This window comes from Pseudomonas sp. HN8-3, from assembly GCF_020790195.1.
In the GTDB taxonomy this organism is placed as follows: Bacteria; Pseudomonadota; Gammaproteobacteria; order Pseudomonadales; family Pseudomonadaceae; genus Aquipseudomonas; species Aquipseudomonas synxantha_A.
The window spans coordinates 5,280,515-5,304,760 of the sequence record NZ_CP086206.1 but is presented as its reverse complement, the minus strand read 5'-3'; the positions used below and the strand labels follow the sequence as shown (position 1 = coordinate 5,304,760).

The 24,246-nt window shown below is 59.7% G+C and carries 25 protein-coding genes; 10 read left to right on the top strand and 15 right to left on the bottom strand.

Annotation, left to right across the window (positions count from 1 at the left end):
* Positions 1 to 105: 105 nt before the first annotated feature.
* Complete coding sequence (locus tag LJX92_RS23600; protein WP_228309024.1) at positions 106 to 486, bottom strand: MerR family transcriptional regulator; 381 nt, start codon at positions 484 to 486, stop codon at positions 106 to 108.
* Positions 425 to 1,069: an NAD(P)H-dependent oxidoreductase gene (locus LJX92_RS23595; protein ID WP_216090362.1), complete on the bottom strand. Its 645-nt coding sequence runs from the start codon at positions 1,067 to 1,069 to the stop codon at positions 425 to 427. The genes LJX92_RS23600 and LJX92_RS23595 overlap by 62 nt, the downstream gene beginning before the upstream one ends.
* Positions 1,070 to 1,252: 183 nt before the next feature.
* Between LJX92_RS23595 and LJX92_RS23590 the strand changes: the two genes are divergently transcribed.
* Positions 1,253 to 2,284 (top strand): PDDEXK nuclease domain-containing protein, encoded by a 1,032-nt coding sequence (locus LJX92_RS23590; RefSeq protein ID WP_216090361.1) that lies wholly within the window; start codon positions 1,253 to 1,255, stop codon positions 2,282 to 2,284.
* A 60-nt stretch (positions 2,285 to 2,344) separates the two neighbouring features.
* Here the strand turns inward: LJX92_RS23590 and ycaC are convergent, their stop codons facing one another.
* Positions 2,345 to 2,977: an isochorismate family cysteine hydrolase YcaC gene (gene ycaC / locus LJX92_RS23585; protein WP_228309023.1), complete on the bottom strand. Its 633-nt coding sequence runs from the start codon at positions 2,975 to 2,977 to the stop codon at positions 2,345 to 2,347.
* 506 nt (positions 2,978 to 3,483) lie between these two features.
* Between ycaC and LJX92_RS23580 the strand changes: the two genes are divergently transcribed.
* A complete protein-coding gene (locus LJX92_RS23580; protein WP_032879272.1) occupies positions 3,484 to 3,720 on the top strand; it encodes a hypothetical protein in 237 nt (78 codons plus the stop codon).
* A gap of 299 nt (positions 3,721 to 4,019) precedes the next feature.
* On the opposite strand, the gene LJX92_RS23575 is transcribed toward LJX92_RS23580, so the two are convergent.
* From LJX92_RS23575 to LJX92_RS23535, 9 genes are all read right to left on the bottom strand, one after another.
* The gene (locus LJX92_RS23575; protein ID WP_032879273.1) at positions 4,020 to 4,793 is read right to left on the bottom strand and encodes a LexA family transcriptional regulator; all 774 of its coding nucleotides are present in this window, start codon (positions 4,791 to 4,793) and stop codon (positions 4,020 to 4,022) included.
* 213 nt (positions 4,794 to 5,006) lie between these two features.
* On the bottom strand, positions 5,007 to 5,534 hold the full coding sequence (ppa, locus tag LJX92_RS23570) for an inorganic diphosphatase (protein WP_005791810.1): 528 nt from the start codon (positions 5,532 to 5,534) through the stop codon (positions 5,007 to 5,009).
* 109 nt (positions 5,535 to 5,643) lie between these two features.
* Positions 5,644 to 6,459, bottom strand: coding sequence for a zinc-dependent peptidase (locus LJX92_RS23565; RefSeq protein ID WP_005791808.1), 816 nt, complete (start codon positions 6,457 to 6,459; stop codon positions 5,644 to 5,646).
* A 6-nt stretch (positions 6,460 to 6,465) separates the two neighbouring features.
* Positions 6,466 to 7,122 carry a DedA family protein gene (locus LJX92_RS23560; RefSeq protein ID WP_003194521.1) on the bottom strand — a complete coding sequence of 219 codons (657 nt, stop codon included), beginning with the start codon at positions 7,120 to 7,122 and terminating at the stop codon, positions 6,466 to 6,468.
* A gap of 307 nt (positions 7,123 to 7,429) precedes the next feature.
* Positions 7,430 to 7,888, bottom strand: a complete 459-nt coding sequence (locus tag LJX92_RS23555; RefSeq protein ID WP_005791806.1) for a GNAT family N-acetyltransferase — start codon at positions 7,886 to 7,888, stop codon at positions 7,430 to 7,432.
* 89 nt (positions 7,889 to 7,977) lie between these two features.
* Positions 7,978 to 8,814 (bottom strand): ethanolamine ammonia-lyase subunit EutC, encoded by an 837-nt coding sequence (gene eutC / locus LJX92_RS23550; protein WP_228309022.1) that lies wholly within the window; start codon positions 8,812 to 8,814, stop codon positions 7,978 to 7,980.
* A complete protein-coding gene (locus tag LJX92_RS23545) occupies positions 8,811 to 10,205 on the bottom strand; it encodes an ethanolamine ammonia-lyase subunit EutB (protein WP_032879276.1) in 1,395 nt (464 codons plus the stop codon). Before LJX92_RS23545 ends, eutC begins: the two co-directional genes overlap by 4 nt.
* Positions 10,206 to 10,257: 52 nt before the next feature.
* The gene (gene eat, locus LJX92_RS23540) at positions 10,258 to 11,691 is read right to left on the bottom strand and encodes an ethanolamine permease (protein ID WP_103734866.1); all 1,434 of its coding nucleotides are present in this window, start codon (positions 11,689 to 11,691) and stop codon (positions 10,258 to 10,260) included.
* A 207-nt stretch (positions 11,692 to 11,898) separates the two neighbouring features.
* Positions 11,899 to 13,419 (bottom strand): aldehyde dehydrogenase family protein, encoded by a 1,521-nt coding sequence (locus tag LJX92_RS23535; protein WP_005791797.1) that lies wholly within the window; start codon positions 13,417 to 13,419, stop codon positions 11,899 to 11,901.
* 271 nt (positions 13,420 to 13,690) lie between these two features.
* Between LJX92_RS23535 and LJX92_RS23530 the strand changes: the two genes are divergently transcribed.
* The 5 genes from LJX92_RS23530 (at position 13,691) to LJX92_RS23510 (ending at position 19,313) form a co-directional block, all read left to right on the top strand.
* Positions 13,691 to 15,601, top strand: coding sequence for a sigma-54-dependent Fis family transcriptional regulator (locus LJX92_RS23530; protein ID WP_228309021.1), 1,911 nt, complete (start codon positions 13,691 to 13,693; stop codon positions 15,599 to 15,601).
* A gap of 651 nt (positions 15,602 to 16,252) precedes the next feature.
* On the top strand, positions 16,253 to 16,951 hold the full coding sequence (locus LJX92_RS23525) for a hypothetical protein (RefSeq protein ID WP_228309020.1): 699 nt from the start codon (positions 16,253 to 16,255) through the stop codon (positions 16,949 to 16,951).
* A 109-nt stretch (positions 16,952 to 17,060) separates the two neighbouring features.
* Complete coding sequence (gene mpl, locus LJX92_RS23520; RefSeq protein ID WP_032879281.1) at positions 17,061 to 18,410, top strand: UDP-N-acetylmuramate:L-alanyl-gamma-D-glutamyl-meso-diaminopimelate ligase; 1,350 nt, start codon at positions 17,061 to 17,063, stop codon at positions 18,408 to 18,410.
* Complete coding sequence (ubiX, locus tag LJX92_RS23515; protein ID WP_005791790.1) at positions 18,407 to 19,036, top strand: flavin prenyltransferase UbiX; 630 nt, start codon at positions 18,407 to 18,409, stop codon at positions 19,034 to 19,036. The genes mpl and ubiX overlap by 4 nt, the downstream gene beginning before the upstream one ends.
* Complete coding sequence (locus tag LJX92_RS23510) at positions 19,029 to 19,313, top strand: YceK/YidQ family lipoprotein (RefSeq protein WP_148853997.1); 285 nt, start codon at positions 19,029 to 19,031, stop codon at positions 19,311 to 19,313. Before ubiX ends, LJX92_RS23510 begins: the two co-directional genes overlap by 8 nt.
* Positions 19,314 to 19,373: 60 nt before the next feature.
* Here the strand turns inward: LJX92_RS23510 and LJX92_RS23505 are convergent, their stop codons facing one another.
* From LJX92_RS23505 to LJX92_RS23495, 3 genes are all read right to left on the bottom strand, one after another.
* Positions 19,374 to 20,015, bottom strand: coding sequence for an oxidoreductase (locus LJX92_RS23505; protein WP_032879283.1), 642 nt, complete (start codon positions 20,013 to 20,015; stop codon positions 19,374 to 19,376).
* A 29-nt stretch (positions 20,016 to 20,044) separates the two neighbouring features.
* Complete coding sequence (locus LJX92_RS23500; protein WP_228309019.1) at positions 20,045 to 21,763, bottom strand: C13 family peptidase; 1,719 nt, start codon at positions 21,761 to 21,763, stop codon at positions 20,045 to 20,047.
* Between the two features lie 105 nt (positions 21,764 to 21,868).
* Positions 21,869 to 22,324: a MaoC family dehydratase gene (locus LJX92_RS23495; protein ID WP_005791783.1), complete on the bottom strand. Its 456-nt coding sequence runs from the start codon at positions 22,322 to 22,324 to the stop codon at positions 21,869 to 21,871.
* Positions 22,325 to 22,509: 185 nt separating this feature from the next.
* Here LJX92_RS23495 and LJX92_RS23490 point away from each other — a divergent pair, with 185 nt between their 5' ends.
* Genes LJX92_RS23490 through LJX92_RS23480 form a run of 3 tightly spaced genes read left to right on the top strand, consistent with a single transcriptional unit; the run spans position 22,510 to position 24,189 of the window.
* Positions 22,510 to 22,863 carry a CidA/LrgA family protein gene (locus tag LJX92_RS23490; RefSeq protein ID WP_005791782.1) on the top strand — a complete coding sequence of 118 codons (354 nt, stop codon included), beginning with the start codon at positions 22,510 to 22,512 and terminating at the stop codon, positions 22,861 to 22,863.
* Entirely contained in the window at positions 22,860 to 23,576 is a 717-nt protein-coding gene (locus LJX92_RS23485) for an LrgB family protein (protein ID WP_228309018.1), read from the top strand. Before LJX92_RS23490 ends, LJX92_RS23485 begins: the two co-directional genes overlap by 4 nt.
* A gap of 22 nt (positions 23,577 to 23,598) precedes the next feature.
* The gene (locus LJX92_RS23480) at positions 23,599 to 24,189 is read left to right on the top strand and encodes an LON peptidase substrate-binding domain-containing protein (protein WP_032879285.1); all 591 of its coding nucleotides are present in this window, start codon (positions 23,599 to 23,601) and stop codon (positions 24,187 to 24,189) included.
* Positions 24,190 to 24,246 lie beyond the last annotated feature (57 nt).

Here is a 24,246-nt window from a genome sequence, read left to right as displayed (position 1 = left end):
GGAGTCTGCCGCAGCGAAAAGCGGCTGGATGAACGGTTTGGAAAATCAGATTGCCCTTACACGGGGCTCGCAAAAGTCAGCGGCAACTCATGCGTAAGGGCTACTTCAAATGGCGACACTACTGATTGACGAGCAGTGCCCTTGGGCGTCTTTCAGTTGGGTTTCAAACTCAATCAAGCCCGCCTGCATCCGTTGCAACACGGTGATTTGCGCGGCCAGCGCTTGCTTCTTGTTGGTGATGGCTTGGTCCGCCCTGTCCCAGGGAAAGGCGTCACCGTCGTACCCCAGCAAAATCTCCTGCAACTCCTTGAGTTTGAACCCGAGCTGCTGGGCGCATTTGATAAAGGTCAGTCGCTCTACGCTCTGCGCCGTATAAACCCGATAGCCACCAAGGCGTTGCGGCTCGGGCATCAATCCAATCGCCTCATAGTGACGAATCGCCTTGATGGTCGTGCCGGACAACTGCGCGGCTTTGCCGATGTACATGAAAATTCCCTTTCTCAAATAATGCGCCGGCCTGTTTCAGCCACTTGGCCCGCTGCGTCAGTGTAGCGCCCAGCACCGGCCCGAACAGCAGCGTCTTGCTCGGTGTGATGCCGCACAGCGCCAGCGTGGTGCGACGCATCTGGTGGATGGCCGGCATGCGGTAGACCCAGCGGTAATACCACGCCGGCGTGTCCAGGGTCACTAACAAGTGCGCGCTTCGGCCCTTGAGCAGCTTGTCAGGGAATGCCTTGCCTGCGCGGTATTTGAAGGCGAAGCCGGGTAGGAAAACTCGGTCGATAAAGCCTTTCATCAGTGCCGGGATACCACCCCACCAAACAGGGAAAACCCATGTGAGGTGCTCGGCCCAAAGGATGTCGGCTTGGGCGCTGAGCAAGTCGGGTTCCAGTGTTTGAGCCTGGGTATAACCGTGGTGAAGAATCGGGTCGAATGTGAGGTTGCCCAGGTGCAGGATGCGTACTTCGTGACCTGCCGTTTTCGCAGCGTGGATATAGGTCTGCGCCATGGCTGAACAAAAACTATCGGTGGACGGATGGCCGAGAATGACCAGGATGCGCTGACTCATGCTGAAGGCTCCTGAAATGGGCGTTCAGGGTAGGGGGTGCCGTATAGGGGAGAGTCAAGGGCCACAGCCAGTGCCAGCAGGACCTTTCTGCAAGGTACGCAGGACGCGTCCGAGAGTACTCATGAGCGCTTGTGACGGCACAGCGGGCTAACTAGCCTGCTGAAAACACAAGAGTAAAAAGGCATGAGCGAGACCTCCATCGGGTTGACGGCACCTCCAGAGGGCTACAGTGATTGGCTGACAGACCTCAAGGGCCGTATCCATAACGCACAGCAGCGTGCGTCAATCGCGGTCAATCGTGAACTGGTGCTGCTCTACTGGCAGATCGGTCGCGATATTTTGACCCGTCAGAACGATCAAGGCTGGGGTAGCAAAGTGATCGACCGCCTTGCGCAGGATCTGCGGGCGGCCTTTCCAGACATCAAGGGTTTTTCGCCGCGCAATCTGAAGTACATGCGTGCTTTTGCCGAGGCGTGGCCGGATTCTGAATTTGTGCAACAAGCTGCTGCACAATTGCCCTGGGGTCACAACCTAGTGTTGCTCGATAAGCTTCCGGGCCCCGAAACACGTCGTTGGTACATTCTCCAGGCCGTTAAACACAGCTGGTCGCGCAACACGCTGATGATGCACATTGAAAACCGCCTGCTGGAACGCAGTGGCAAGGCCGTCAGTAACTTTGAAAGCCATCTGCCCAAAGCCCAATCCGATCTGGCGCGTGAAACCCTCAAGGACCCATATCGCTTTGATTTCCTCAGCCTGGGCCTGAACGCGCAAGAGCGTGATATTGAAAACGCCCTGATCAAGCATGTCACCGACTTCTTATTGGAATTGGGCGCAGGCTTTGCCTTCGTAGGCCGGCAAGTGCTGCTGAATGTGGGCGGTGATGAATTCTTCGTCGACCTGCTGTTCTATCACTTGAAGCTGCGTTGCTACGTGGTGATCGAACTCAAGGCTGGCAAGTTCAAGCCCGAACATCTGGGCAAACTGAGCTTCTACCTCGCAGCTGTGGATGCCGAGATAAAGCACCCACAGGATGGCCCGACGATTGGTCTGTTGTTGTGCAAAGGTAAAAATGAGGTGGTGGCTGAATATGCACTGCGCGATAACAACCGACCTATCGGCGTGGCGGAATATCAATTGGTGGAATCTTTGCCCGCAGAATTGCAAACCAGTTTGCCGAGTATTGAGCAGATCGAACGGGAGTTGGCGGGCTAGGGGCGGGCAAGCAATGGAAAAAGCCTGCTTTTCAGGGCAGGCTTATCACGCTGGGTTTGCTTATTTCTGATGAGCTGTCAGCGCCGCGTAACCGTTCATCAAGTTGCGATAGTTGGGAATCCGCTGGGACAACAGGTTACCCAGGCCTTCGATATCGTTGCGCCAGTCGCGGTGCAGCTCACACGCCACCGAGAACCAGTTCATCAACTGCGCACCGGCCTGCGTCATCCGGCTCCACGCCGCCTGCTGCACCGTGGTGTTGAACGTGCCGGACGCATCCGTCACCACATACACCTCAAAGCCTTCCGCCAGCGCCGACAAGGTCGGGAACGCCACGCACACATCCGTCACCACACCGGCAATGATGATCTGCTTGCGCCCGGTGGCCTTGATCGCCTTGACGAAGTCTTCGTTGTCCCAGGCATTGATCTGACCAGGGCGAGCGATATACGGCGCTTCCGGGAACATTTCCTTCAACTCTGGCACCAGCGGGCCATTGGGGCCTTGCTCGAAGCTGGTGGTGAGGATGGTCGGCAGGTTGAAGAACTTGGCCAGGTCAGCTAAGGCCAACACGTTGTTCTTGAACTCGTTGGGCGAGAAGTCCTGCACCAGGGAAATCAAGCCGGTTTGGTGATCGACCAGCAGAACGATAGCGTCGTCTTTGTTCAAGCGGTTGTAGGTGGGAGCGCTCATGGTTGAATCCTTTTTTGTTTAGGTTGGTTGGGCGTTGCGTTCAACATGGGCACAGATTAATGGGTGGGTGGCGGGGGATAAATCGGGTGTGACGAGTCTTACTGTCAACTTAAAGGAGACAAAGAGCGAGCGATTGGGGGCGCCGTACTAATGCGCATAACGCGAATGAATTGCCTGATTTTGAGTAGCCAGCAGGTACGATCCCTTTCATTTGCAGGACGTTTCCGAGAGAATCCCAACCGCTTGCGCCAGTGGAATTGGGTGACTAGGCTGCTGACCGTCACTGCTAATTCAGTGATCGGGTTTAGTCGCCCGGACCTCGCTGGGCGCACGCGCCATCCCAAAGACAGGTGTCTTCTCGCCTGCACTTTATGGTGGCTGTGCGCAGGGCACCCTCGGGTGCGCCGGTGCCTAGCGGCCGGTCGACTAACCTGCGTACAGCCGCCACCTCTGCTCGTTTAGTCGCGAAAGGACGGTGGTAGTCACTTACTGCTAGGAGTTTTGCTATGGATAACGTTCGTTCAGATACGCTGTCGTCACACCCGACCAACTCATTCACGGTCAATGAAGATCTGAGCTTTGAGGATGCCTGGGTGCAGGTGGCTGAGCTGCTGCATTGTGCGCTGGCTACGTCACGGGTGATCGGCGAGTCAGTGGCTGCGCCGCAGAGGGCGGTGATGCATCTGGTGGAGATGGCGAAGATGGTGGCGGATAGGGCTGTGGAGTGTTTGCAGCCTAAATAACGCCTATTGAAGGATGGGTAGGATACCTGCCCGCCTTTGTTGACGATTCAATTGTCCAGCAGCTGCTGGACAATTGAACTGTATTCTTACAGGCATTAAAAAGCCGGCTTGTGGCCGGCTTCTCGGGGACTGCCTCAGCTTGTTTTTGACAAACCTCACCAGCCTTCAAATCGCTCAGCCCACATGGCGTCGGGCTGAATAGTAGGGGCATCCGCGGGAACTCCTCCGCATCGCCTGACAGGGCAGATAGCTAAGCCATCCCCCTGCCAAATGTGCGGCGCATGATACCCACATTCACTTCAGTTGCCCACCTCCGGTTCCGATTTAGAGCCTTCCCAGCCCAATAGATGTTCATCCAGCGGCACGGGCGGCCGGCGGTTGTTGAGGGTGGACCACCAGAATACCCAGCCGACGATCTTGAAGCTTTGTTCGAAGCGTTCTTCGTGGTTGAGGTATTCGTCCGGGTGTTCGGCGGCGTTGTGGCTGCGCAGGCGCAACCCACCGCCAGGTCGGTTGTAGAGGTATTTGATGCGCAGCATCCCGTCGTGCTCTACCGCATAAATTTCGCCGTCGATGATTTGGGTGCGGCCTCGGTCGATGGCAAGGGTGGCGCCTTGTTGGATGATGTCGGTCATGCTGTTGTCGACCATGTAAGCGCCTACCGCGCGGTCGGGATGGACGTTGAGGGTTTGCAGGCTGTGCCGGGAGACGCGGATGCGTTCGCTTGAGGTGAATGTGGGGTGGAGGGGGATCTCCACGTCGGTTGTTTCCGGACGGCAGGCGGGGCCTGTGAGGTATTTGCCGGTGTCTTCGCGGGTGGGCAGTAGTTTCCTTGTGTCGGGGCCTTCCAGCAGGTAGTTGGCGGGCGGGTGTTTGGGGCCTCGGCCGTCGCTTAACCAGCGACTTGAGACGCACAGCAGTTCTGCTATCTCGTTGAGTCGGCCCATGGGAACGCCGCGTTTGAACCAGTTGTTCACGTGTTGAGGCGTGACACCGCGGTTCTTGGCGAAGTCGGAGGCGGAAAGATTAACTTCCCGGAGTAGCGCTTTTAAACGATCACCTGATGTATTCATAAACGCAGAGTTTACTGGCGGGAAAAACCAATCAAATAAACCATGCGTTGAATTGCATATGTAGGATTTAGCTTAGTTGTGGCTCGATCTTTCAGGCGTACAACTTATATAAACAGCATAAAATAAACATTGAACTTGATGTTTAATTTTGCCCATAAAAAAGCCCCGAACTAACGGGGCTTTTTTATTTGCCGAAGCAATGAGGTGCGGGTATCAGCCTTTGTAGGCGGCAACCGACTTCATGATCTCGGCGCGGGCGGCTTCTGCGTTGCCCCAACCGTCGATCTTCACCCATTTGCCTTTTTCGAGGTCTTTGTAGTTCTCGAAGAAGTGCTTGATCTGTTCCAGCAGCAGTGGCGGCAGGTCGGTGTATTCCTTCACGTCCACGTACAGCTGGGACAGCTTGTCGTGTGGCACTGCGATGACTTTGGCATCGCCGCCGCCGTCGTCGGTCATGTTCAGGATGCCGACTGGACGTGCGCGGATAACCGAGCCTGGGGTAACCGGGTAAGGGGTCACGACCAGCACGTCGAGGGGGTCGCCGTCGTCAGCCAGGGTGTTGGGGATGAAACCGTAGTTGGCCGGGTAGAACATCGGGGTGGCCATGAAACGGTCAACGAACAGGCAGTCGCTGTCTTTGTCGATTTCGTATTTGATCGGCGCGTGGTTGGCCGGAATTTCGATGGCGACGTAGATGTCGTTCGGCAGGTCTTTGCCAGCCGGAATCTTGCTGTAGCTCATTGGGCGTTGCCCCCGTTAGTTGGCCATATGACATGGCCGGATTGGCCTAAAAGTGGCGGCGATTATAGGCATATTCTGACGCCGATGCCATGCGCCAAGCGTCGTACGGTCATTCGCCTTGCGGCTGATAACGTGGGTCGCCGGCTTGCAGTTGGGTCAGGCGCGCCAGTGGGTCCTGGCGGTAGAAGCGGCTGAGTTGGGCGTACACCTGTGGATAACGGTTGACCAGTAAATCCGGTGCGCTGAAAAAGTACTCGCTGGTGACGGCAAAGAATTCGGCTGGGTTTTCCGCCGCGTAAGGGTCGATCTCGGTGTCGGCCTCCGGGTTGGCGTCCAGTTGGCGATTGAGGTCGTCGAAGGCGCTTTGCATCACGCTGGCCCATTCCTGCACGCGCATGTCGTGGTGCAGCGGTGGCAGGCCGTTGGCGTCGCCGTTGAGCATGTCGAGCTTGTGCGCCAGTTCATGGATGACCAGGTTGTAGCCTTCCCATTGGCCACTGGCGAGCACCCCAGGCCAGGCGAGGATTACCGGGCCTTGTTGCCAGGCTTCGCCGCTGTGTTCGCCGTCCCACTCGTGCTCCACGCCGCTGGCATCGCGATGGCGCTGCGGGCTGAGGAAGTCGTCGGGGTACAGCACGATTTCATGAAAGCCCTGATACCAGTCGAGGTCGCCCAGGTTCATCAGCGGCAATTGCGCCTGGGCGGCGAGCAGCAGGCGTTGTTCCTGGTGCAGGTCGACGCCGGGCAGGGCGGTGAGGTGTTTTTCGGCGAGGAAGATCACGCAGGCTTCGCGCAGCCACTGGTCTTGCTCGGCGCTGATGCCGTCGAGGAAGGTCAGGTGGTGGCGCACCCGTTGCCAGGTGTCATCGGCAATCGGGTGCTTGGCCAGCAGGCGCCGGCGACGCCAGGCGCTTAGGGACCACATGGGCAATCAGTGTGGGTTGGCTTCGGAGGACGTGCGGCCAAAGCGGCTGCGCACCACGCCAATGATCATTGGCACCAGGGACAACAGAATGATGAACACCACCAGCAGCGATAGGTTTTTCTTGATGAAGGGCACGTTGCCGAAGAAGTAGCCCAGGGTCACCAGGCCACCGACCCAGAGGATGGTGCCGAGTACGCTGAACCCGAAGAAGCGCGGGTAGGGCATTTTGGCCACGCCGGCGACGAACGGCGCGAAAGTGCGCAGGATCGGCAGAAAGCGCGCCAGGGTCACGGTCTTGCCACCGTGCTTGTCGTAGAAATCGTGGGTCTTTTGCAGGTAGTCGCGGCGGAAGATCTTCGAGTTGGGGTTGCTGAACAAGCGTTCGCCAGCCGTTCGTCCTATGACGTAGTTGGTGCTGTCGCCGAGGATCGCCGCCAGCATCAGCAGGCCGGCCAGCAGCACTGGGTCCATACCGCCGCCAGCCGCTACGGCGCCAGCGATAAACAGCAATGAATCACCCGGCAGGAATGGCATGACCACCAGGCCGGTCTCGCAAAAAATCACCAGGAACAGAATGGCGTAGATCCACGGACCGTAGTTGGTTACCAGCATGTCGAGGTAAACGTCGAGATGCAGGATAAGGTCAAGCGGGTTGAAATCCATGGATGGCACCTGTGTGAATGGCCCGGCTCAGCGGGCCAGTGCGGGGACGACGGGTAATAAGGCTACAAGTGTATGTCGTGGTTCTTACAACCTTGAGAGGTCCGCATTATACGGATTGAATGGTGAAAAGCGTGTGGCTTTTGTAGCGGGGAGTGTCGTGAAAGTGTGAAGCGGTTGGCTTGGTTTTTTGTGGGAGGGGGCTTGCTCCCGATTGCGGTGGGTCAGGGACAAATTCGTTAACTGACACCCCGCCATCGGGAGCAAGCCCCCTCCCACAAGAGATCTACAGTGTTTGGGGGATTAGGGGTCAGTCTTCGTTGATCGGCAGCACGTAGTTCTTGAACTCGGTGTCTTCACGAAAGCCTATGGACTCATAGGTCTTCTGCGCCACTTCATTGTCGCTGCTGGTGGATACCCGCAATCGTACGGCCTGGGTTTCCTTGGCCATCTTCTTGGCCGTGCGCATCAGGTTGTCCGCCACCAGTTGCCGGCGGGCATCCTCGGCTACATAGATATCATTGAGGATCCACACCCGTTTCAGCGACAACGAGGAAAAGCTCGGATACAGCTGGCAAAAGCCCAGCAGTCGCTTGTCATCATCATCGGCCAGGGCCAGGTAGATCACCGATTCCTTGCGTCGCAGGCGCTTTTCCAGGAAGGCCCGGGATGAATCCGGGAATGGCAGGGCCCCGTAAAACTCGCGGTATTTGACGAACAACGGGGTCAACAGGTCCAGGTGTTCCAGGGTCGCTTGAGTAATCCGCATGCCAGGCCTCAACTTCCAAATGGGGTATGACCACGCGAGCGGCCGTGACTTGATGCTGCCTAATGCGGCAAAAAAGCGCAATCGTGCCGCTATCGGTCACTCGGTGGGCTGAGCAGGAAATTGCCCTTCATCAAGTCCGGGTCGTCGGATTCAAGCGTCTGAACCTGTGCCTCATCCTTGAGGTTGACCCCCGACAGTTGCCGGCGACACGCCTCGCGCATCAAGTACAACAGGCGATGGGCCGCCATGCCATAGCTCAAGCCTTCCAGCCGCACATTGGAAATGCAATTGCGATACGCATCGGTGAGGCCCACCTTGGGGTTGTAGGTGAAATACAGGCCCAGGCTGTCCGGCGAGCTGAGCCCCGGCCGTTCGCCGATCAGGATCACCACCATTTTGGCGCCGAGTAATTGCCCGATTTCATCGGCCACTGCCACGCGGCCTTGTTCCACCAGTATCACCGGTGACAAGGACCAGCCTTCGGCGTGGGTCTGTTCCTCCAGGCGCGTCAGAAACGGAGCCGTATGCTTATGCACCGCCAATGCCGACAGGCCATCGGCCACCACGATGGCCAAATCCACGCCACCCGGATGCGCCGAAGCGTAGTCGCGCAAGGTTTGGGCCGACTCATCGCTCAAGCGTCGCCCAAGGTCCGGGCGTTGCAGGTACATATGCCGGTCCGTGGCGGCGCTGCGCAGCAACAGGCTGTCGCGGCCACGTTCGGCCAATTGGCCGCTGAGCGCGGCATGGTCGAAGGGCAGGTGCACCGCATCCCGCGCCTGGGCGTGGGCAAACTGGAAGTCCAGCTGGGCACTGGTAGGAATGCTGGTGCCGGTGCGGCCCAGGGCGATGCGCGCCGGGGTCAGGCGGCGTAATTCCAGCCACGGGTTGTCAGGCAATTCTGGTTGCACGGTCGGCTCCTTCATCCCAGTTGCGCCAGAGCGTGGCGAAACGCCGGTGGCAGGCTGTTGCCGAAGTGCACTTTGCCGCCTTCTTGCGTGAAGATGCCCATTTTCGCCAGCCACTGTTCAAACTCCGGCGCCGGTTTTAAACCCAATGTTTGCCGGGCGTACAAGGCGTCGTGGAACGAGGTGGTCTGGTAGTTGAGCATGATGTCGTCGGAGCCGGGGATGCCCATGATGAAGTTGATGCCGGCAACGCCGAGCAGGGTCAACAGTGTGTCCATGTCGTCCTGGTCGGCTTCGGCGTGGTTGGTGTAGCAGATATCACAGCCCATGGGTACGCCGAGCAGCTTGCCGCAGAAGTGGTCTTCCAGACCGGCGCGGATGATCTGCTTGCCGTTGTACAGGTACTCCGGGCCGATAAAACCGACCACGGTATTGACCAGGAACGGCTTGAAGTGCCGGGCCACGGCGTAGGCACGGGTTTCACAGGTTTGCTGGTCGACCCCAAAGTGCGCATTGGCCGACAGCGCACTGCCCTGGCCGGTTTCGAAATACATCAGGTTTTGCCCCAGGGTGCCGCGCTTGAGGCTCAGGCCGGCTTCGTAACCTTCCTGCAGCACGCTCAGGCTGATGCCGAAACTGGCGTTGGCGGCCTCGGTGCCGGCGATCGACTGGAACACCAGGTCCAGCGGCACGCCACGGTTGATCGCCTCGATGGAGGTGGTGACGTGGGTGAGTACGCAGGCCTGGGTGGGGATTTCGTAGCGCTGGATGATCGCGTCGAGCATCTCCAGCATGGCGCAGATCGAGGCGATGCTGTCGGTGGCCGGGTTGATGCCGATCATGGCGTCGCCGTTGCCGTAGAGCAGGCCGTCGAGAATACTCGCGGCAATGCCTGCTGGTTCGTCGGTGGGGTGGTTAGGCTGCAAGCGCGTGGACAAGCGCCCGCGCAGGCCCATGGTGCCGCGAAACTGGGTGACCACGCGGATCTTCTGTGCCACCAGCACCAGGTCCTGTACGCGCATGATTTTGGACACGGCTGCCGCCATTTCCGGTGTCAGCCCCGGCGCCAGTGCGCGTAGGGATTGTTCATCAGCCGCGTCACTGAGCAGCCAGTCGCGCAGGCCACCGACGGTGAGATGGCTCACCGTGGCAAAGGCCTGTTTGTCGTGGGTGTCGATGATCAGCCGGGTGACTTCGTCGCTTTCATAGGGAATCAGCACTTCTTCCAGGAAGTGCTTCAGGGGTGTATTTGCCAGCGCCATCTGGGCGGCGACCCGTTCGCCATCATTTTGCGCAGCGACACCGGCCAGGAAGTCGCCGGAGCGCGCCGGGCTGGCTTTGGCCATCAGATCCTTGAGGCTGTCGAAGCGATAGGTGTGTGCACCCACCGCGTGGGAAAAACTTGCCATACAGTGTCTCCTTGACGACGCGAGCAGGCGCCCGCGCCGAGGTTTACGGCACTTAGTGCAGGGCGGCCTCTGCGGCCTGGATCGCCGCGAATTCTTCTTCGGGCGTGCCTGCTACCAAGTGATGCCGGCTGTAGAAAGCAAAGTAAGCAATTAATACTCCATAGATGACCGCCGCGCCAATCACCACGCGTGGGTCAACCAAAAAGCCTGCTACCACGGCCACGCAGGCCAGTACCAGCGCCACGCCCGAGGTGAAGATGCCGCCCGGCGTGCGGTACGGGCGCTCCATTTTAGGGCGGCGGATGCGCAGGGTGATGTGCGCAGCCATCATCAGCACGTAGGAAATCGTTGCGCCAAACACCGCCACCAATATCAGCAAATCGCCCTGGCCGGTCAGCGACAGGCCGAAACCGATAATCCCGGGAATCACCAATGCCAGTACTGGCGCCTTGCTCTTGTTGGTCTCGGACAATTTGCGCGGCAGGTAGCCAGCGCGCGACAAGGCAAAAATCTGCCGCGAGTAGGCGTAGATAATCGAGAAAAAGCTTGCGATCAAACCGGCCAGGCCAATCAGGTTGACGAAGCTGCCCATCCAGGTCGAACCGCCGTAGGACAGCGCCAGGGCTTCCACCAACGGGTTGCCGGATTTGATCAGCGCATACGTGCCTGCACCGCCCGGCGCGATAACCAGGATCAACAGGGCAAAACTGGTCAGCACCACAATCGCGCCGATCAGCCCACGGGGCAGGTCGCGCTTGGGGTTCTTGGTTTCTTCAGCGGCCAGGGGCACGCCTTCTACTGCGAGGAAAAACCAGATCGCATAAGGGATCGCCGCCCACACGCCCACATAGCCGAACGGCAGGAAGCTGCTGGCGCCTTTGGCCTCGGTCACCGGAATATCCAGCAGGTTGGCGACGTTGAAGTGCGGCACCATCGACACCAGGAATACGCCCAAAGCGATCGCGGCGACGGCGGTGATGACAAACATCAGCTTCAAGGCTTCGCCGACACCAAAAATATGGATGCCGATAAAGATGATGTAGAACGCCAGGTAGATCATCCAGCCGCCAATGCCGAACAGCGACTCGCAGTAAGCGCCGATAAACACCGCAATTGCGGCGGGGGCGATGGCGTACTCGATCAGGATCGCGGTGCCGGTGAGGAACCCGCCCCAAGGGCCAAAGGCGCTGCGGGCAAAACCGTAGCCACCGCCGGCGGTGGGGATCATCGAAGACAGTTCGGCCAGGGAGAAGCACATGCACAGGTACATGGTAGCCATGAGCAATGTGGCGAGGAACATGCCGCCCCAGCCACCCTGGGCCAGGCCGAAGTTCCAGCCTGCGTAGTCGCCGGAGATGACGTAGGCGACGCCAAGGCCGACTAACAGCACCCAGCCGGCAGCGCCTTTTTTCAATTCTCGTTGTTGAAAGTAATCGGTGCCGACTTTTTCGAAGTCGACCGAAGAACTCGTGGGTTCGCTGGGCATGGGAAGTACCTTCCATTCTTATTGTTTTCAACTCGGCCGGTGTGTGCCGAATGCGCATCGCAAGTACTTATGAAGATCCAAATGTGGGAGGGGGCTTGCTCCCGATAGCAGTGGGTCAGTGACTCATACTTGCACTGACACTCCCCGATCGGGAGCAAGCCCCCTCCCACCCTTGATTGCATTTCAAAGGTGGGAGGGGGTGTGGGGTTAGAAAAAGCCCAACGGATTAATGTCGTAGCTCACCAGCAGGTTCTTGGTCTGCTGGTAGTGATCCAACATCATCTTGTGGGTTTCGCGCCCTACGCCAGACTTCTTGTAACCGCCAAACGCGGCGTGCGCCGGGTACAGGTGGTAGCAGTTGGTCCACACGCGACCGGCCTTGATCGCGCGGCCCATGCGGTAAGCGCGGTTGATGTCGCGGGTCCACAGGCCGGCGCCCAGGCCGAACTCGGTGTCGTTGGCAATCGCCAGGGCTTCGGCTTCGTCCTTGAAAGTGGTGATGCTCACCACCGGGCCGAAGATTTCTTCCTGGAACACACGCATGTCGTTGGTGCCCTTGAGCAGGGTCGGCTGGATGTAATAGCCGGTGGCCAGATCGCCAGTTAGCTTTTCAACCTTGCCGCCAGTCAGCAGTTGCGCGCCTTCGCCCTTGGCGATTTCCAGGTAGGACAGGATCTTGTCAAATTGCTGCTCGGACGCTTGGGCGCCGACCATGGTGTCGGTGTCCAGCGGATCGCCGCGCTTGATCGACTCGACCTTCTTCATCACCACTTTCATGAAGTCGTCGTAGATCGACTCCTCCACCAGGGCGCGGGATGGGCAGGTGCACACTTCGCCTTGGTTGAAGAACGCCAGCACCAGGCCTTCGGCAGCTTTTTCGATGAATGCAGGTTCCGCTTTCATGATGTCGGCGAAGAAGATATTCGGCGACTTGCCTCCCAGCTCAACGGTAGACGGAATGATGTTCTCGGCCGCCGCATGCATGATGTGCGAGCCCACCGGGGTAGAGCCGGTGAAGGCTATCTTGGCGATACGTTTGCTGGTCGCCAGGGCTTCGCCGGCTTCCTTGCCGAAACCATGCACCACGTTCAGTACGCCTGGCGGCAACAGGTCGCCGATCAGTTCCATCAGTACGCTGATGCCCAGCGGGGTTTGCTCGGCGGGCTTGAGCACCACGCAGTTGCCGGCGGCCAGGGCCGGGGCAAGTTTCCAGGCGGCCATCAGCAGCGGGAAGTTCCACGGGATGATCTGGCCGACCACGCCCAGTGGTTCGTGGAAGTGATAGGCGGCAGTGAGTTCGTTGATTTCGGCGCTGCTGCCTTCCTGGGCGCGAATGCAGCCTGCGAAGTAGCGGAAGTGGTCGGCGGCCAGGGGAATGTCGGCATTGAGGGTTTCACGCACGGCCTTGCCGTTGTCCCAGGTTTCGGTGATAGCCAGCAGTTCGAGGTTCTGCTCGATACGGTCGGCGATTTTCAGCAGTACCAGCGAGCGGTCCTGGGCGCTGGTTTTGCCCCAGGCGTCAGCGGCGGCGTGGGCGGCGTCCAGAGCCTTGTCGATGTCTTTGGCGGTGGAACGCGGGAAGTCGGCGATAGGTTTGCCGTTGACCGGCGAGGTGTTGGAGAAGTAGTTGCCATCGACCGGCGCAACGAACTCGCCGCCGATGTAGTTGCCGTACTTGGCCTTGAACGAAACGATGGCGCCTTCGGTACCGGGGTGTGCATAACGCATGGTGGGCATCTCCTGCTTTTATGTTTATCGGAGTACAGCGCTGCAAGCGCGTTATAAAGCGTAGAGCAAAGGTTGGGCCAGTGCGTGCAGGCCAGGTAAATCAAGGGTTTGGTTTTGTTTACAAGGCATGAATGTGGCCGGGGCGATACAGGAGGGGTGACAGTTTGTACCGCAAACGGTACAGCCTGTGACCGATGGGTCGGCCCGGGATTGCAATGGCCGGATGGCTGGTGGATGCTGGGCGCTCTCACGCAGGGAGAATAATAAGAACATGCACAACGATCATTTCAGTCGCCATGCCCAGCAGGTTCTCACCGTCACCCGGGGGCAAGAGCCGCTTCAAGGGCCGGGTAGCGATCCCTCCATCGCCCGTTCCTGGCTGCGTTGCGTTGAGGACTACCACCTCGACCCCGCGCTGACCGTTGCGCCCACCGTGCTTGAGCATGGCCGCCTGCTGGAAAGCCGCGAACGCCTGCGCCAGGTGCTGCATATCGCCGGCAACGAAATGAACAGCCTGCACCAGCAACTCTCGGGGGCCGGTCATGCGGTGCTGCTCACCGATGCCCGGGGGGTGATCCTCAACTGTGTCACCGCGCCGTCCGAGCGCAAGATTTTCGAACGCGCCGGGCTGTGGCTGGGCGCCGACTGGAGTGAAGCCTGCGAAGGCACCAATGGCATCGGCACCTGCCTGGTGGAGCGTCAATCCCTGACCATCCACCGTGACGAGCATTTTCGCGGCCGCCATACCGGGCTGACGTGTTCGGCGAGCCCGGTGTTCGACCCTCACGGTGAATTGCTGGCGGTGCTGGATGTGTCCTCGGCCCGCGAAGCCGTGTCGCGCCAGAGCCAGTTCCACACCATGGCGCTGGTGAACCTGTCGGCCAAGATGATCGAAAGTTGCTACTTCCTGCGCCACTTCGAACACCATTGGCTGCTGCGTTTTCACCTGCAGGCTGAGTCGGTCGGGTTGTTCAGCGAAGGCTTGCTGGCGTTCGATGGCGAAGGGCGCATTTGTGCGGTGAACCAGAGCGCCCTGAACCTGTTGGGGCAGCTACGCGGCGGCTTGGTGGGTCAGCCGGTGGACGCGTTTTTCGACTGTTCCCTGGATCAGTTGCTAGGGCGGGCCAGCGCGAATGCCACGGCCAGTTGGCCGCTGCGTAGCCGCGATGGTCGGCCTCTATTTGCAGCGCTGCGAGGCCAGCCCCGCAGTACGCCGGCCCCGGTCGTCAAGCCGCAGGCGCCACGCCCACTGGGTATTTGCCTGGGCGATCCGGCGTTGCAAAATGAGCTGCGCAAGGCCTCGCGAGTATTCGAACGCGACGTGCCCTTGCTGATCAACGGCGAAACCGGCTGCGGTAAAGAGGCTTTCGCCAAGGCCGTGCACCAGGCCAGCCAGCGAGGCGACAAGGCCTTTGTCGCGCTGAACTGTGCGGCCATTCCGGAAAACCTGATCGAGTGCGAGTTGTTTGGCTATCGCGCCGGCAGTTTCACCGGCGCCCTTAAAGAAGGCATGCGCGGCAAGCTGCAACAGGCCGACGGCGGTACGCTGTTTCTCGACGAAATCGGCGATATGCCACTGGCGCTGCAAACCCGCTTGTTAAGGGTGCTGGAGGATCGCCTGGTGGTGCCTATCGGCGGCGAACCTCAAGCCGTGAACCTGCGCATCATCAGCGCGACGCACCGTAATTTGTTGGAGCGTGTGGCCGATGGCAGCTTTCGCGAAGACCTGTATTACCGCTTGAGCGGCTTGGAAGTCGCCCTGCCGCCGTTGCGCGAACGCACTGACAAGGCGCAATTGTTGGACTTCCTCTTGGCCCAAGAGGCCGGCACCGAACAGGTGATGCTAGACGAGTCGGCGCGCCAGGCTTTGTTGGCATTCCCCTGGCCCGGCAACCTGCGACAGTTGCGTACGGTGTTGCGCACGGTGGTGGCGCTCTGTGAGGACGGCCGAGTCGGGCTTGACGACTTGCCGGCATTGATTCGTCAGGCGCAGCCGCTGGGGGCGAGGGTGGATGCGCCGTACGCCTTGCCACTGGAAAGCGCCGAGCGTCAGGCATTACTCGGTGCGTTGGCGCAGCAGCGCTGGCATATGAGCCATGTGGCTGAACAGTTGGGGGTCAGTCGCAATACGCTGTACCGCAAGTTACGCAAACATGGAATCTCAAGGGACTCCACCCATTAAGGGAGTGCGACACCTGTCGGAATAACTCAGTTATTGCCGATGGCTCAAGTTTTGTCGCACAGGCTTTAAGGTTTTTTATCGCGCCATGTACTCACGTCGCCCCGGAACGCTGCACGTTGTTTTAAGCACTGATGGAATAAGGGCAGAGCATCACGTGCCCTTAATCACAGTTGTTTGAAACTTCTAGGGTGACAACACATGAACATTACAAGTCCAATAACGACTCCTGTGCTACAACTCCCTGTTCAACTTGACGTTACGCTCACGTCCCAACCGCAACCCTTAACCGCGGGCTGGGGCGAACCGATGGACCCCACTCAGCCTGAGCCTGGCACGCAGTTGTCTGCGCAGGAGACTGATCAAACGCCGAAGGTGCGCATCAAGCGTGGAATTTTTGGACGGCGGTTCGGGGGAGGATCCCGCCCCACGCCTCACGTGCCGCCCACGCCATCGCCCAGAGTGCCGCCTGCTCCGGTCAGTCCCTCGCCCACCCGGCCCCAAACCACGGCGGGTGGGAAAAAGCCGACGACAAGCCACGAAACCCCTGGTGCCAGTGCGACCGCGGGCAGTTCAAGCCAGTCAACCGCAGGTAGACTCAAGGACGTGCTGACCAAGGGGCCTCAGACGCCCCCCCGCGGTGGGACCGCCCCTGTGAAACAGGACGATTCACCCAAGGTCAGCATGGCCGATGTCACCCAGCGACTGTTGGATGCCGACAGGCTGGTCAAAGCGGGCGTTATTTCTACATCACCCTCTACCAGCAAGACGGTCAAGGACGCGTTCATCAATGCAGGCGTCAATGGTATGGTCAGCGCGCCGATCAATGTGGGGGCGTATGCCGGGTCCGTGGCCGCGGGGGAAGCGATCAAGGGCCAATACGTGCCGTCGCCAGTGGCGCCACCGCCACCGCATTTGCCCGGCGTTGCACAGCCCGATCAGAAGCCCATGCCGCAAACCGTTGCGCCACCCGCACCCGATGAGCCTGCGCCGGGAGCCACGCGCCATCTGGATCGGGTAGAGAAAGTGGTGCTGGAGTTTGCCAATGTCGTCATGACGCTGGCGTCGGGCAGCACCGCAGACCGGCTTGCCATCGGCGACGCCTGGCCCAAGGAGCGTGGGGCACGCTTGACTAACCTGGAGCAGTTACTGAGCGTTTCAGAAACCCATATGAGGCAAGTGGCTGAGGACAACGGGGTTATTTTCAAACCTCACATCGAGTCGTCAACATCTCCCAGTACCGGGGGACGCTTAGGCGTAATAGAGCGTCGGTATGACGCGATGGAAAAAGCGGCCGAACGAATCATGACCTTGAAAGACGCTGAGCTTAAAAAAGCTGGCACCACGGTTTAAGACATCCCTTTTGCCCGTCGGATCCTACCGGCGGGCGTTTCGCCCTCAGCTAAAGCGTGCGAACTTTCCCACCCTACGCTAACCTGCCTCGATGTTTACGAGGTCGACTATGCACATTCATATTCTGGGTATCTGCGGTACGTTCATGGGTTCGATGGCGGTTCTGGCCAAAGAGCTGGGCCATCACGTTACGGGCTCCGATGCCAATGTTTATCCGCCCATGAGCACGCAGCTGCAGGCGCAAGGTATCGAGCTGACCCAAGGTTACGACCCCTCGCAATTCGACCCGGCGCCGGATCTGGTAGTGATTGGCAACGCCATGTCCCGCGGCAACCCAGCGGTCGAGTACGTGCTCAATAAAGGTTTGCCTTACGTCTCAGGCCCTCAATGGCTGGCTGATCATGTGTTGCAAGGTCGTTGGGTATTGGCGGTGGCCGGCACTCACGGCAAGACCACCACCAGCAGTATGCTCGCCTGGGTGCTGGAACATGCGGGCATGAGCCCGGGCTTCCTGATCGGCGGCGTGCCGCAGAATTTCTCGGTGTCGGCGCGCCTGGGCGATACGCCGTTTTTCGTGATCGAAGCCGATGAATACGACAGCGCGTTTTTCGACAAGCGCTCCAAGTTCGTCCACTACCGTCCGCGCACAGCGATCCTGAATAATCTGGAGTTTGATCACGCGGACATCTTTCCCGATCTGGCGGCTATTGAGCGGCAGTTTCATCACTTGGTGCGTACCATCCCGAGTGAAGGCTTGGTCATCCACCCGACCACTGAACCGGCGTTGCAGCGCGTGATCGACATGGGCTGCTGGACGCCGGTGCAGACCACCGGTGTGGACGGGCAATGGCAGGTCAAGTTGCTCAGCGAAGACGGCTCCCGGTTTGAAGTGCTGTTCGAAGGCCAAGCCCAAGGCGTCGTGGAGTGGGATATGACCGGCCAGCACAATGTTGCCAACGCGCTGGTAACCCTGGCGGCTGCACGGCATGTCGGTGTGGTGCCGGCCATGGGCATCGCGGCCTTGAGCGCATTCAAAAGCGTCAAGCGGCGCATGGAAAAAGTCGCCGACGTGAATGGGATTACCATCTACGACGACTTTGCCCACCATCCAACAGCTATCGCCACTACGCTCGACGGCCTGCGCAAGCGCGTTGGCGATGCCCAAATCATTGCGATCGTTGAACCGCGCTCCAACTCCATGAAGCTGGGTGCGCACCGCGATGGCCTGCCGGAAAGCGTCAACGACGCCGACCAGGTGGTCTGGTACGCGCCTGCCAACCTTGGTTGGGACCTGCCGGGGATCGCTGCGCTGTGCACCGTGCCTTCGACCGTGTGTGATTCGCTGGAAGGCATCATTGAGCATGTGAAGCACTTGGCCAAGCCCGGCACCCATGTGGTAGTCATGAGCAACGGCGGCTTTGGCGGCTTGCACGGCAAGCTGGCCGAGGCGTTGAAATGAGCGGCCCCGAACGTATCACCCTGGCAATGACCGGCGCATCCGGCGCGCCTTACGGCCTGCGCCTGCTGGATTGCCTGGTACGTGAAGACCGTGAAGTGCACTTCCTGATTTCCAAGGCCGCCCAATTGGTGCTGGCGACCGAGACGGATGTGCAATTGCCGGCCAAGGTGCAGATGATGCAAGCGTTCCTCACCGAATACACCGGTGCGGCAGCGGGGCAGATCAAGGTCTATGGCAAGGAAGACTGGATGTCGCCCGTAGCTTCGGGCTCCGGCGCGCCGGCGGCGATGGTGGTGGTGCCATGCTCCACCGGCACCCTGTCGGCGATTGCCACGGGCGCCTGCAATAACCTGATCGAAAGGGCGGCGGACGTGACCTTGAAGGAGCGTCGCCAATTGATCCTGGTACCGCGCGAAGCACCGTATTCGAGTATTCACCTGGAACACATGCTCAAGTTGTCGAACATGGGCGTGACCATCTTGCCCGCGTCGCCGGGTTTCTATCACCAGCCGCAGACCATCGATGACTTGGTGGACTTCGTGGTGGCGCGCATTCTCAACCTGCTGAACATTCCCCAGGACATGCTGCCGCGCTGGGGCGAGCACCATTTGGGCGGCGATGAATAAAGTGCTGCTGCTATTACTGGCGTTGCACCTCGCTGGTTGCGCCACGGCACGCACCCTGGACGCCGCGCAAGCGGGCGCGCCAGTGGTGTATGCCGGTACACGCCTGGATTTGTATGCGATCAATGGCGGCTGCTGTGCCAAGGACCGCTTTGGTGCCGAGGCGCCCACCTATCCTCATATCGACCTGCCCGCCAGCGCGCTGCTCGATACGCTGCTGTTGCCACTGTCGTTGTTGACCGTGCTGGGTGTGGGCTTCAACGCCACTGGCGGACTCTGAGAACTACACGAACCCAATGTGGGAGGGGGCTTGCTCCCTCCCACATTGGGATTGGCGTTCTTACTTGCCGAGCTTGCGCAGCTCATCCGACTCCACCACCCGTACGCCATCCTGTTCTTCCAGCGCCAGGCGCCACATGGCGCGAGCCAGTTCGCAGACTTCGATGCCGTGGTACTTGCCCGGAATCAAACGCGACAACGGCCCGGCCAGCTGTTCGGCCAGACGCGGTTCCAGCCGCTCCCCCAGCAGCAAGGAAGGTCGCACGATGGTCAGTTGCGGCCAGTCCTGGGCTTTGAGTGCCTGCTCCATTTCGCCCTTGACTCGGTTGTAGAACACTGAGGATTTCGGGTCGGCGCCGATCGCACTGATCACGATCAGATGCCGCGCACCCAGTTCCCGAGCGCGCTTGGCGAAGGCCACCACCATGTCCAGATCGACCGCACGGAACGCCGTTTCCGAGCCGGCTTTCTTGATCGTGGTGCCCAGGCAGCAAAAGGCAATGTCCACCCGGCCGCTCAGTTGCGGCAGGAACACTGCAGGGTCGCCCACCGGGTTTTCCAGGCGTGGGTGTTCAGCCAGCGGCTTGCGGCTCGGCGCCAGTACACGGGTCACGGTGGGTTCGTTGAGCAGGCGATCAAGCAGGTGTTCGCCGGTGAGGCCAGAGGCCCCGGCCAGCAAGATATGCTGAGGTGTCAGGTACATGATGTTTCCCCCTTGTTACACGTTACAGCTTAGTTGCCTTTGGCTTCCTTGCTATTCATTGAGACGCTTTCGAGCGCCTTTCGTGCCTGCTGTTTGCGTAATAGTTGCCAATGGGCGATCACGCCTTTGGGCGCCCATATCTGCGGTTCCGAGGCTTCGAAGTTGTCCGCCTGTTCGCGTTCGGCCACATGCAGTTGTGCCAGTTTGAACGCGTGTTGCAAATCGTCCGTTTGGTTGAGGGCTTGTGCGAAAAGGGCATCGCCAAAGTAGGTAAAGTCCGCCTCTTCTGAACAGCCAAAGGACACGCGATCCGCACGGGATGCCGTCATGATCAGCGTGCGCTCATCTTTCAGGGCCGGAATGAAACCGCCGGAGTAGCAGGCGGAAATCACGATGATCTTGTCGCGGTTTTTCAACGGCGCCAGCACGGCGGCCAGTTCATCGGCGGGCAGGTCGGCCAGTTCCATGCGCGGCTGGTCGAGCACCAACTCATGTTCATGGGTGCCGTGGCTGGTCAAGTAGATGAACACCAGGTCTTCGGGCCCGGTACGTTCGGCCAGGGTTTGCACGGAACGCCGCAGGCTTTCGCGGGTGGCCAGCGGACGGTCGGCGATGTGGTCACGGTGGTTGACCAGGCGGACCTGCCCGCGCGCGCCGAAGCGGGTGGTGAGCAGGTTGCTGACGTAATCGGCTTCGCGCAGAAACACGCTTTGCTTGCCGTCACCTGCCAACGCCAACGTATAAAGCTCGACGGCAGGTGTCGAGGCCGGAACGGCGGCCAGGGCCTCGTCGAGCAAGCGGCCTTGGGCCAATAGGCCGGTTTCCAGTGGGTCGGGCAGCAACTTGCCATCGGCATCGCGCACGCGCAGGCCATTGACCCAGGTGCCGGCCTGCACGGTGCCGTCGGTGAGCACGAGGGTGCCACGCCCCTGATAGTTGTCGCTGTCGAAGCCACCGATATAGAAGCTGCCATCGGTGAGGTTCAAGCGCCCCTCACCGGTAAAGCGCCAGTCACTGAACTGACCGACGTAGTGGCTGCCATCGGCGCCAATCAATTCGCCTTTGCCACTGAGGGCGCCTTCCTTGAACTGGCCGATCCATACGTCGCCGTCGGCGTTTTCATAGCGGCCTTTGCCGTTGAGTTGGTTCTGCTTGAATTGGCCGATATAGATATCGCCCTCAGCGCTATTGAAGGTGCCATTGCCTTCCAGTTGGCCATCGACAAAGTGGCCGCTGAACTGATTGCCGCTGTCGTCATTGCGCTGGCCTTCGCCATTGGGCTTGCCGTGGGCAAATTGGCCCTGGTACTGGCTGCCATCGGCCAATTCCAGGCGACCGAGGCCTGCGTACTGGTCGTCCTTGAACTCGCCGCGATAGGTCATCTGCCCTTCTTTGAGGGTGCCTTCGCCATCGCGTCGACCGTTCTTGAAGCTGCCGACATAGCTGCTGCCCGTGGTAGTCAAGCTGCCCTGGCCATCAAACAGGCCCTGCTGGAACTGGCCTTTATAGACTTCGCCATTGCTGCCATGCCATTCGCCCTGGCCGTGCCACTGGCCTTTATCGAACTGGCCGGCGTACCAACTGCCGTTGGGGTAGTCCACGCGGCCCTGGCCTTGCAGCAGGCCGTTGACCACATCGCCACGGTAGCGGCCGCCATCGGGCAGGCGCGCATCGGGCGGCAACAGCGATTCGCCGTCTCCGCAAGCGGTCAGCAACAGGGCAAGGGCAAGGGGAGCGAGTGGGCGCATAGCGGGATCCGGATAATTGAGCGCCGAGTATGCCGCAGCCGCGAGATTCATACATAAATTTACATACACTGTGGCAAGGTTTATTGCCTCGCCACAGGGTCGGCCTTACACGAAGCAGAGTGACAGCGACTCGGCAATATAGGCAGGTTTCTCCTGGCCTTCGATTTCCAGGGTGGCGGTGGCCTTGAACAGCCATTGGCCGGGTTTTTTCTCGGTGACGTCGGTGAGCGTGACGTTCAGGCGCACCTTGGAGTCGACCTTCACCGGCTGGATGAAGCGCACACTGTCCAGGCCGTAGTTGACGGCCATTTTCAAGCCCTCGGGCATGATCAGGATGTCTTCCATCAGCTTGGGCATCAGTGACAGTGACAGGAAACCGTGGGCGATGGTGCTGCCGAACGGGGTTTGTGCGGCCTTGACCGGGTCGACGTGGATGAACTGATGATCGCCGGTGGCCTCTGCGAACAGGTTGATGCGCGCCTGGTCGATGGTGAGCCATTCGGAACGTCCCAGTTCCTTGCCGACATAATCTTTGAGCTGCGCTACGGGTACATAGGGCATTGCGTCTCTCCTGGGTTCATCATTTTTATCCCCCGTTGATAAGGGGTTTTATATGGGATACAGAGAACCAATGTAGATCATCATGGGCAAATGGCCCGGTCAACCCAACATGCTTTTGGCGAATGCCTGGGCATAGGGCGGGCGTGCTTATAATGCGCATGGGCTTTGAGGGGGGAGAGAGCGGGATGCTGTTACGTGGCCTGACTTGGCTGGTGCTGTTTCAATTGATCGGTACGGCGATCAATCATTTGCTGTTGCCGGTACTGCCGGGGCCGATCATCGGGCTGCTGCTGATGCTGGGCTTTCTGGTCTGGCGCGGTGAAGTCGGCGAGCCGCTGAGCCTGGCGGCTGGCAGCCTGTTGCGTTATCTGCCGTTGCTGTTGGTGCCGCCCGCCGTGGGAGTGATGGTCTACGCCAAGGACATTGTCGCGGACTTCTGGGCTATCGTCGGGGCGCTGGTGTTGTCGCTGGTGATCGCCATGGGCTTTGTCGGTGTGCTGATGCAGCAGATGGTCAGGCGCAAGGAGAAGGACCAATGATGCTTGACTGGCAGGGCGCCTGGACGGCGGTCATTCATCATCCGTTGTTCGGCATCGGTATCACCCTGGGCGCCTATCAGCTGGTGCTGGCGGGGTATGAGAAAACCCGCTGGATCTTCCTGCAACCGGTGCTGGTGTCGATGTTGCTGGTGATCAGTGTGTTGCTCGCCTGTGGCCTGAGTTACGCCGAGTACCGCGAAAGCACCGAGATCATGGGGATCCTGCTGGGGCCTGCAACGGTGGCATTGGCGGTACCGCTTTATCTCAACCTGCGGCGGATTCGCCAATTGTTCTGGCCGATTTTTACTACGCTGGTGGTAGGCGGGGTGCTGGCTACCGGCTTGTGTGTGCTGTTGGGGTGGTGGTTCGGTGCCGAACACAGGGTGCTGATGACCATGGCACCCAAGTCGGTGACGTCGCCGATTGCCATGCTGGTCGCCGAACAGATTGGTGGCGTGGCGGCATTGGCGGCAGTGTTTGTACTGATCACCGGGGTGGTCGGCGCGATGATCGGCCCGGCGTATCTGTCGCGCCTGGGCGTGCACAGCCCTGAAGCGCGGGGCATGGCGCTGGGCATGACCGCCCATGCGGTCGGCACCTCGGTGGCCCTGCAGGAAAGCGAAGAGTGCGGCGCCTTTGCGGCGCTGGCCATGAGCCTGATGGGCGTGGCGACGGCGGTGTTTCTGCCGTTGGCCGTATCGGTAATTGTTTAACCCGGGTTTTAAGGAAACCGTTATGAGTCTGGCGCTGTTCCCACTCAACACTGTGCTGTTCCCAGGCTGCACCCTCGACCTGCAGATATTTGAGGCGCGCTACCTGGACATGATCAGCCGCTGCATGAAAAAGGGCGAAAGCTTTGGTGTGGTGTGCATCTTCAATGACCAGGAAGTGGGCATAGCCCCGGACGGCTACGCGCTGATCGGCTGCGAAGCGTTTATTCGCGACTTCAAACAGCAGGACAATGGCCTGCTGGGGATTCGTGTCGAGGGTGGCCGGCGTTTCCGCGTACTAGACGTCACGGTGCAGAAAGATCAATTGCTGGTGGCCGAGGTTAAATGGTTGGAGGAGATGCCGGATCGGCCTCTGGAAGAAGAGGACGCCGACTTGCTGGCGCTGCTGGAGGCCCTGGCGGAGCACCCGATGGTGGCTTCGCTGGAGATGAACGCCCATGCCGAAAGCCAGCAGGCCCTCGGCAACCAACTGGCGTACCTGCTGCCGTTTACCGACGCCGATAAGGTCGACTTGCTGCGAATTGACGATCCGCAGCAGCGGCTGGATGCCATTCAGATGTTGCTGGATGAATTGCAGGGTGAGTTGTTCACCTGAGATACAGAATTTTCTGCGGTTGCTTTCGGATTTTGCTACGTCATTTCAGGCGCGGCG

Bases quoted from the DNA above. Each gene is read 5' to 3' on its own strand.
- LJX92_RS23590 (WP_216090361.1), top strand. From the start codon at position 1,253: ATGAGCGAGACCTCCATCGGGTTGACGGCACCTCCAGAGGGCTACAGT.
- ubiX (WP_005791790.1), top strand. From the start codon at position 18,407: ATGAGCGGCCCCGAACGTATCACCCTGGCAATGACCGGCGCATCCGGC.
- ppa (WP_005791810.1), bottom strand. From the start codon at position 5,534: ATGAGCTACAGCAAGATTCCGGCTGGCAAAGACCTGCCGAACGACATC.
- eat (WP_103734866.1), bottom strand. From the start codon at position 11,691: ATGCCCAGCGAACCCACGAGTTCTTCGGTCGACTTCGAAAAAGTCGGC.
- LJX92_RS23495 (WP_005791783.1), bottom strand. From the start codon at position 22,324: ATGCCCTATGTACCCGTAGCGCAGCTCAAAGATTATGTCGGCAAGGAA.
- eutC (WP_228309022.1), bottom strand. From the start codon at position 8,814: ATGAAGGAGCCGACCGTGCAACCAGAATTGCCTGACAACCCGTGGCTG.
- LJX92_RS23575 (WP_032879273.1), bottom strand. From the start codon at position 4,793: ATGAATACATCAGGTGATCGTTTAAAAGCGCTACTCCGGGAAGTTAAT.
- LJX92_RS23485 (WP_228309018.1), top strand. From the start codon at position 22,860: ATGATGCTTGACTGGCAGGGCGCCTGGACGGCGGTCATTCATCATCCG.
- LJX92_RS23555 (WP_005791806.1), bottom strand. From the start codon at position 7,888: ATGCGGATTACTCAAGCGACCCTGGAACACCTGGACCTGTTGACCCCG.
- mpl (WP_032879281.1), top strand. From the start codon at position 17,061: ATGCACATTCATATTCTGGGTATCTGCGGTACGTTCATGGGTTCGATG.
- LJX92_RS23565 (WP_005791808.1), bottom strand. From the start codon at position 6,459: ATGTGGTCCCTAAGCGCCTGGCGTCGCCGGCGCCTGCTGGCCAAGCAC.
- LJX92_RS23510 (WP_148853997.1), top strand. From the start codon at position 19,029: ATGAATAAAGTGCTGCTGCTATTACTGGCGTTGCACCTCGCTGGTTGC.
- LJX92_RS23490 (WP_005791782.1), top strand. From the start codon at position 22,510: ATGCTGTTACGTGGCCTGACTTGGCTGGTGCTGTTTCAATTGATCGGT.
- ycaC (WP_228309023.1), bottom strand. From the start codon at position 2,977: ATGAGCGCTCCCACCTACAACCGCTTGAACAAAGACGACGCTATCGTT.
- LJX92_RS23600 (WP_228309024.1), bottom strand. From the start codon at position 486: ATGTACATCGGCAAAGCCGCGCAGTTGTCCGGCACGACCATCAAGGCG.
- LJX92_RS23545 (WP_032879276.1), bottom strand. From the start codon at position 10,205: ATGGCAAGTTTTTCCCACGCGGTGGGTGCACACACCTATCGCTTCGAC.
- LJX92_RS23480 (WP_032879285.1), top strand. From the start codon at position 23,599: ATGAGTCTGGCGCTGTTCCCACTCAACACTGTGCTGTTCCCAGGCTGC.
- LJX92_RS23500 (WP_228309019.1), bottom strand. From the start codon at position 21,763: ATGCGCCCACTCGCTCCCCTTGCCCTTGCCCTGTTGCTGACCGCTTGC.
- LJX92_RS23580 (WP_032879272.1), top strand. From the start codon at position 3,484: ATGGATAACGTTCGTTCAGATACGCTGTCGTCACACCCGACCAACTCA.
- LJX92_RS23535 (WP_005791797.1), bottom strand. From the start codon at position 13,419: ATGCGTTATGCACACCCCGGTACCGAAGGCGCCATCGTTTCGTTCAAG.
- LJX92_RS23560 (WP_003194521.1), bottom strand. From the start codon at position 7,122: ATGGATTTCAACCCGCTTGACCTTATCCTGCATCTCGACGTTTACCTC.
- LJX92_RS23530 (WP_228309021.1), top strand. From the start codon at position 13,691: ATGCACAACGATCATTTCAGTCGCCATGCCCAGCAGGTTCTCACCGTC.
- LJX92_RS23595 (WP_216090362.1), bottom strand. From the start codon at position 1,069: ATGAGTCAGCGCATCCTGGTCATTCTCGGCCATCCGTCCACCGATAGT.
- LJX92_RS23505 (WP_032879283.1), bottom strand. From the start codon at position 20,015: ATGTACCTGACACCTCAGCATATCTTGCTGGCCGGGGCCTCTGGCCTC.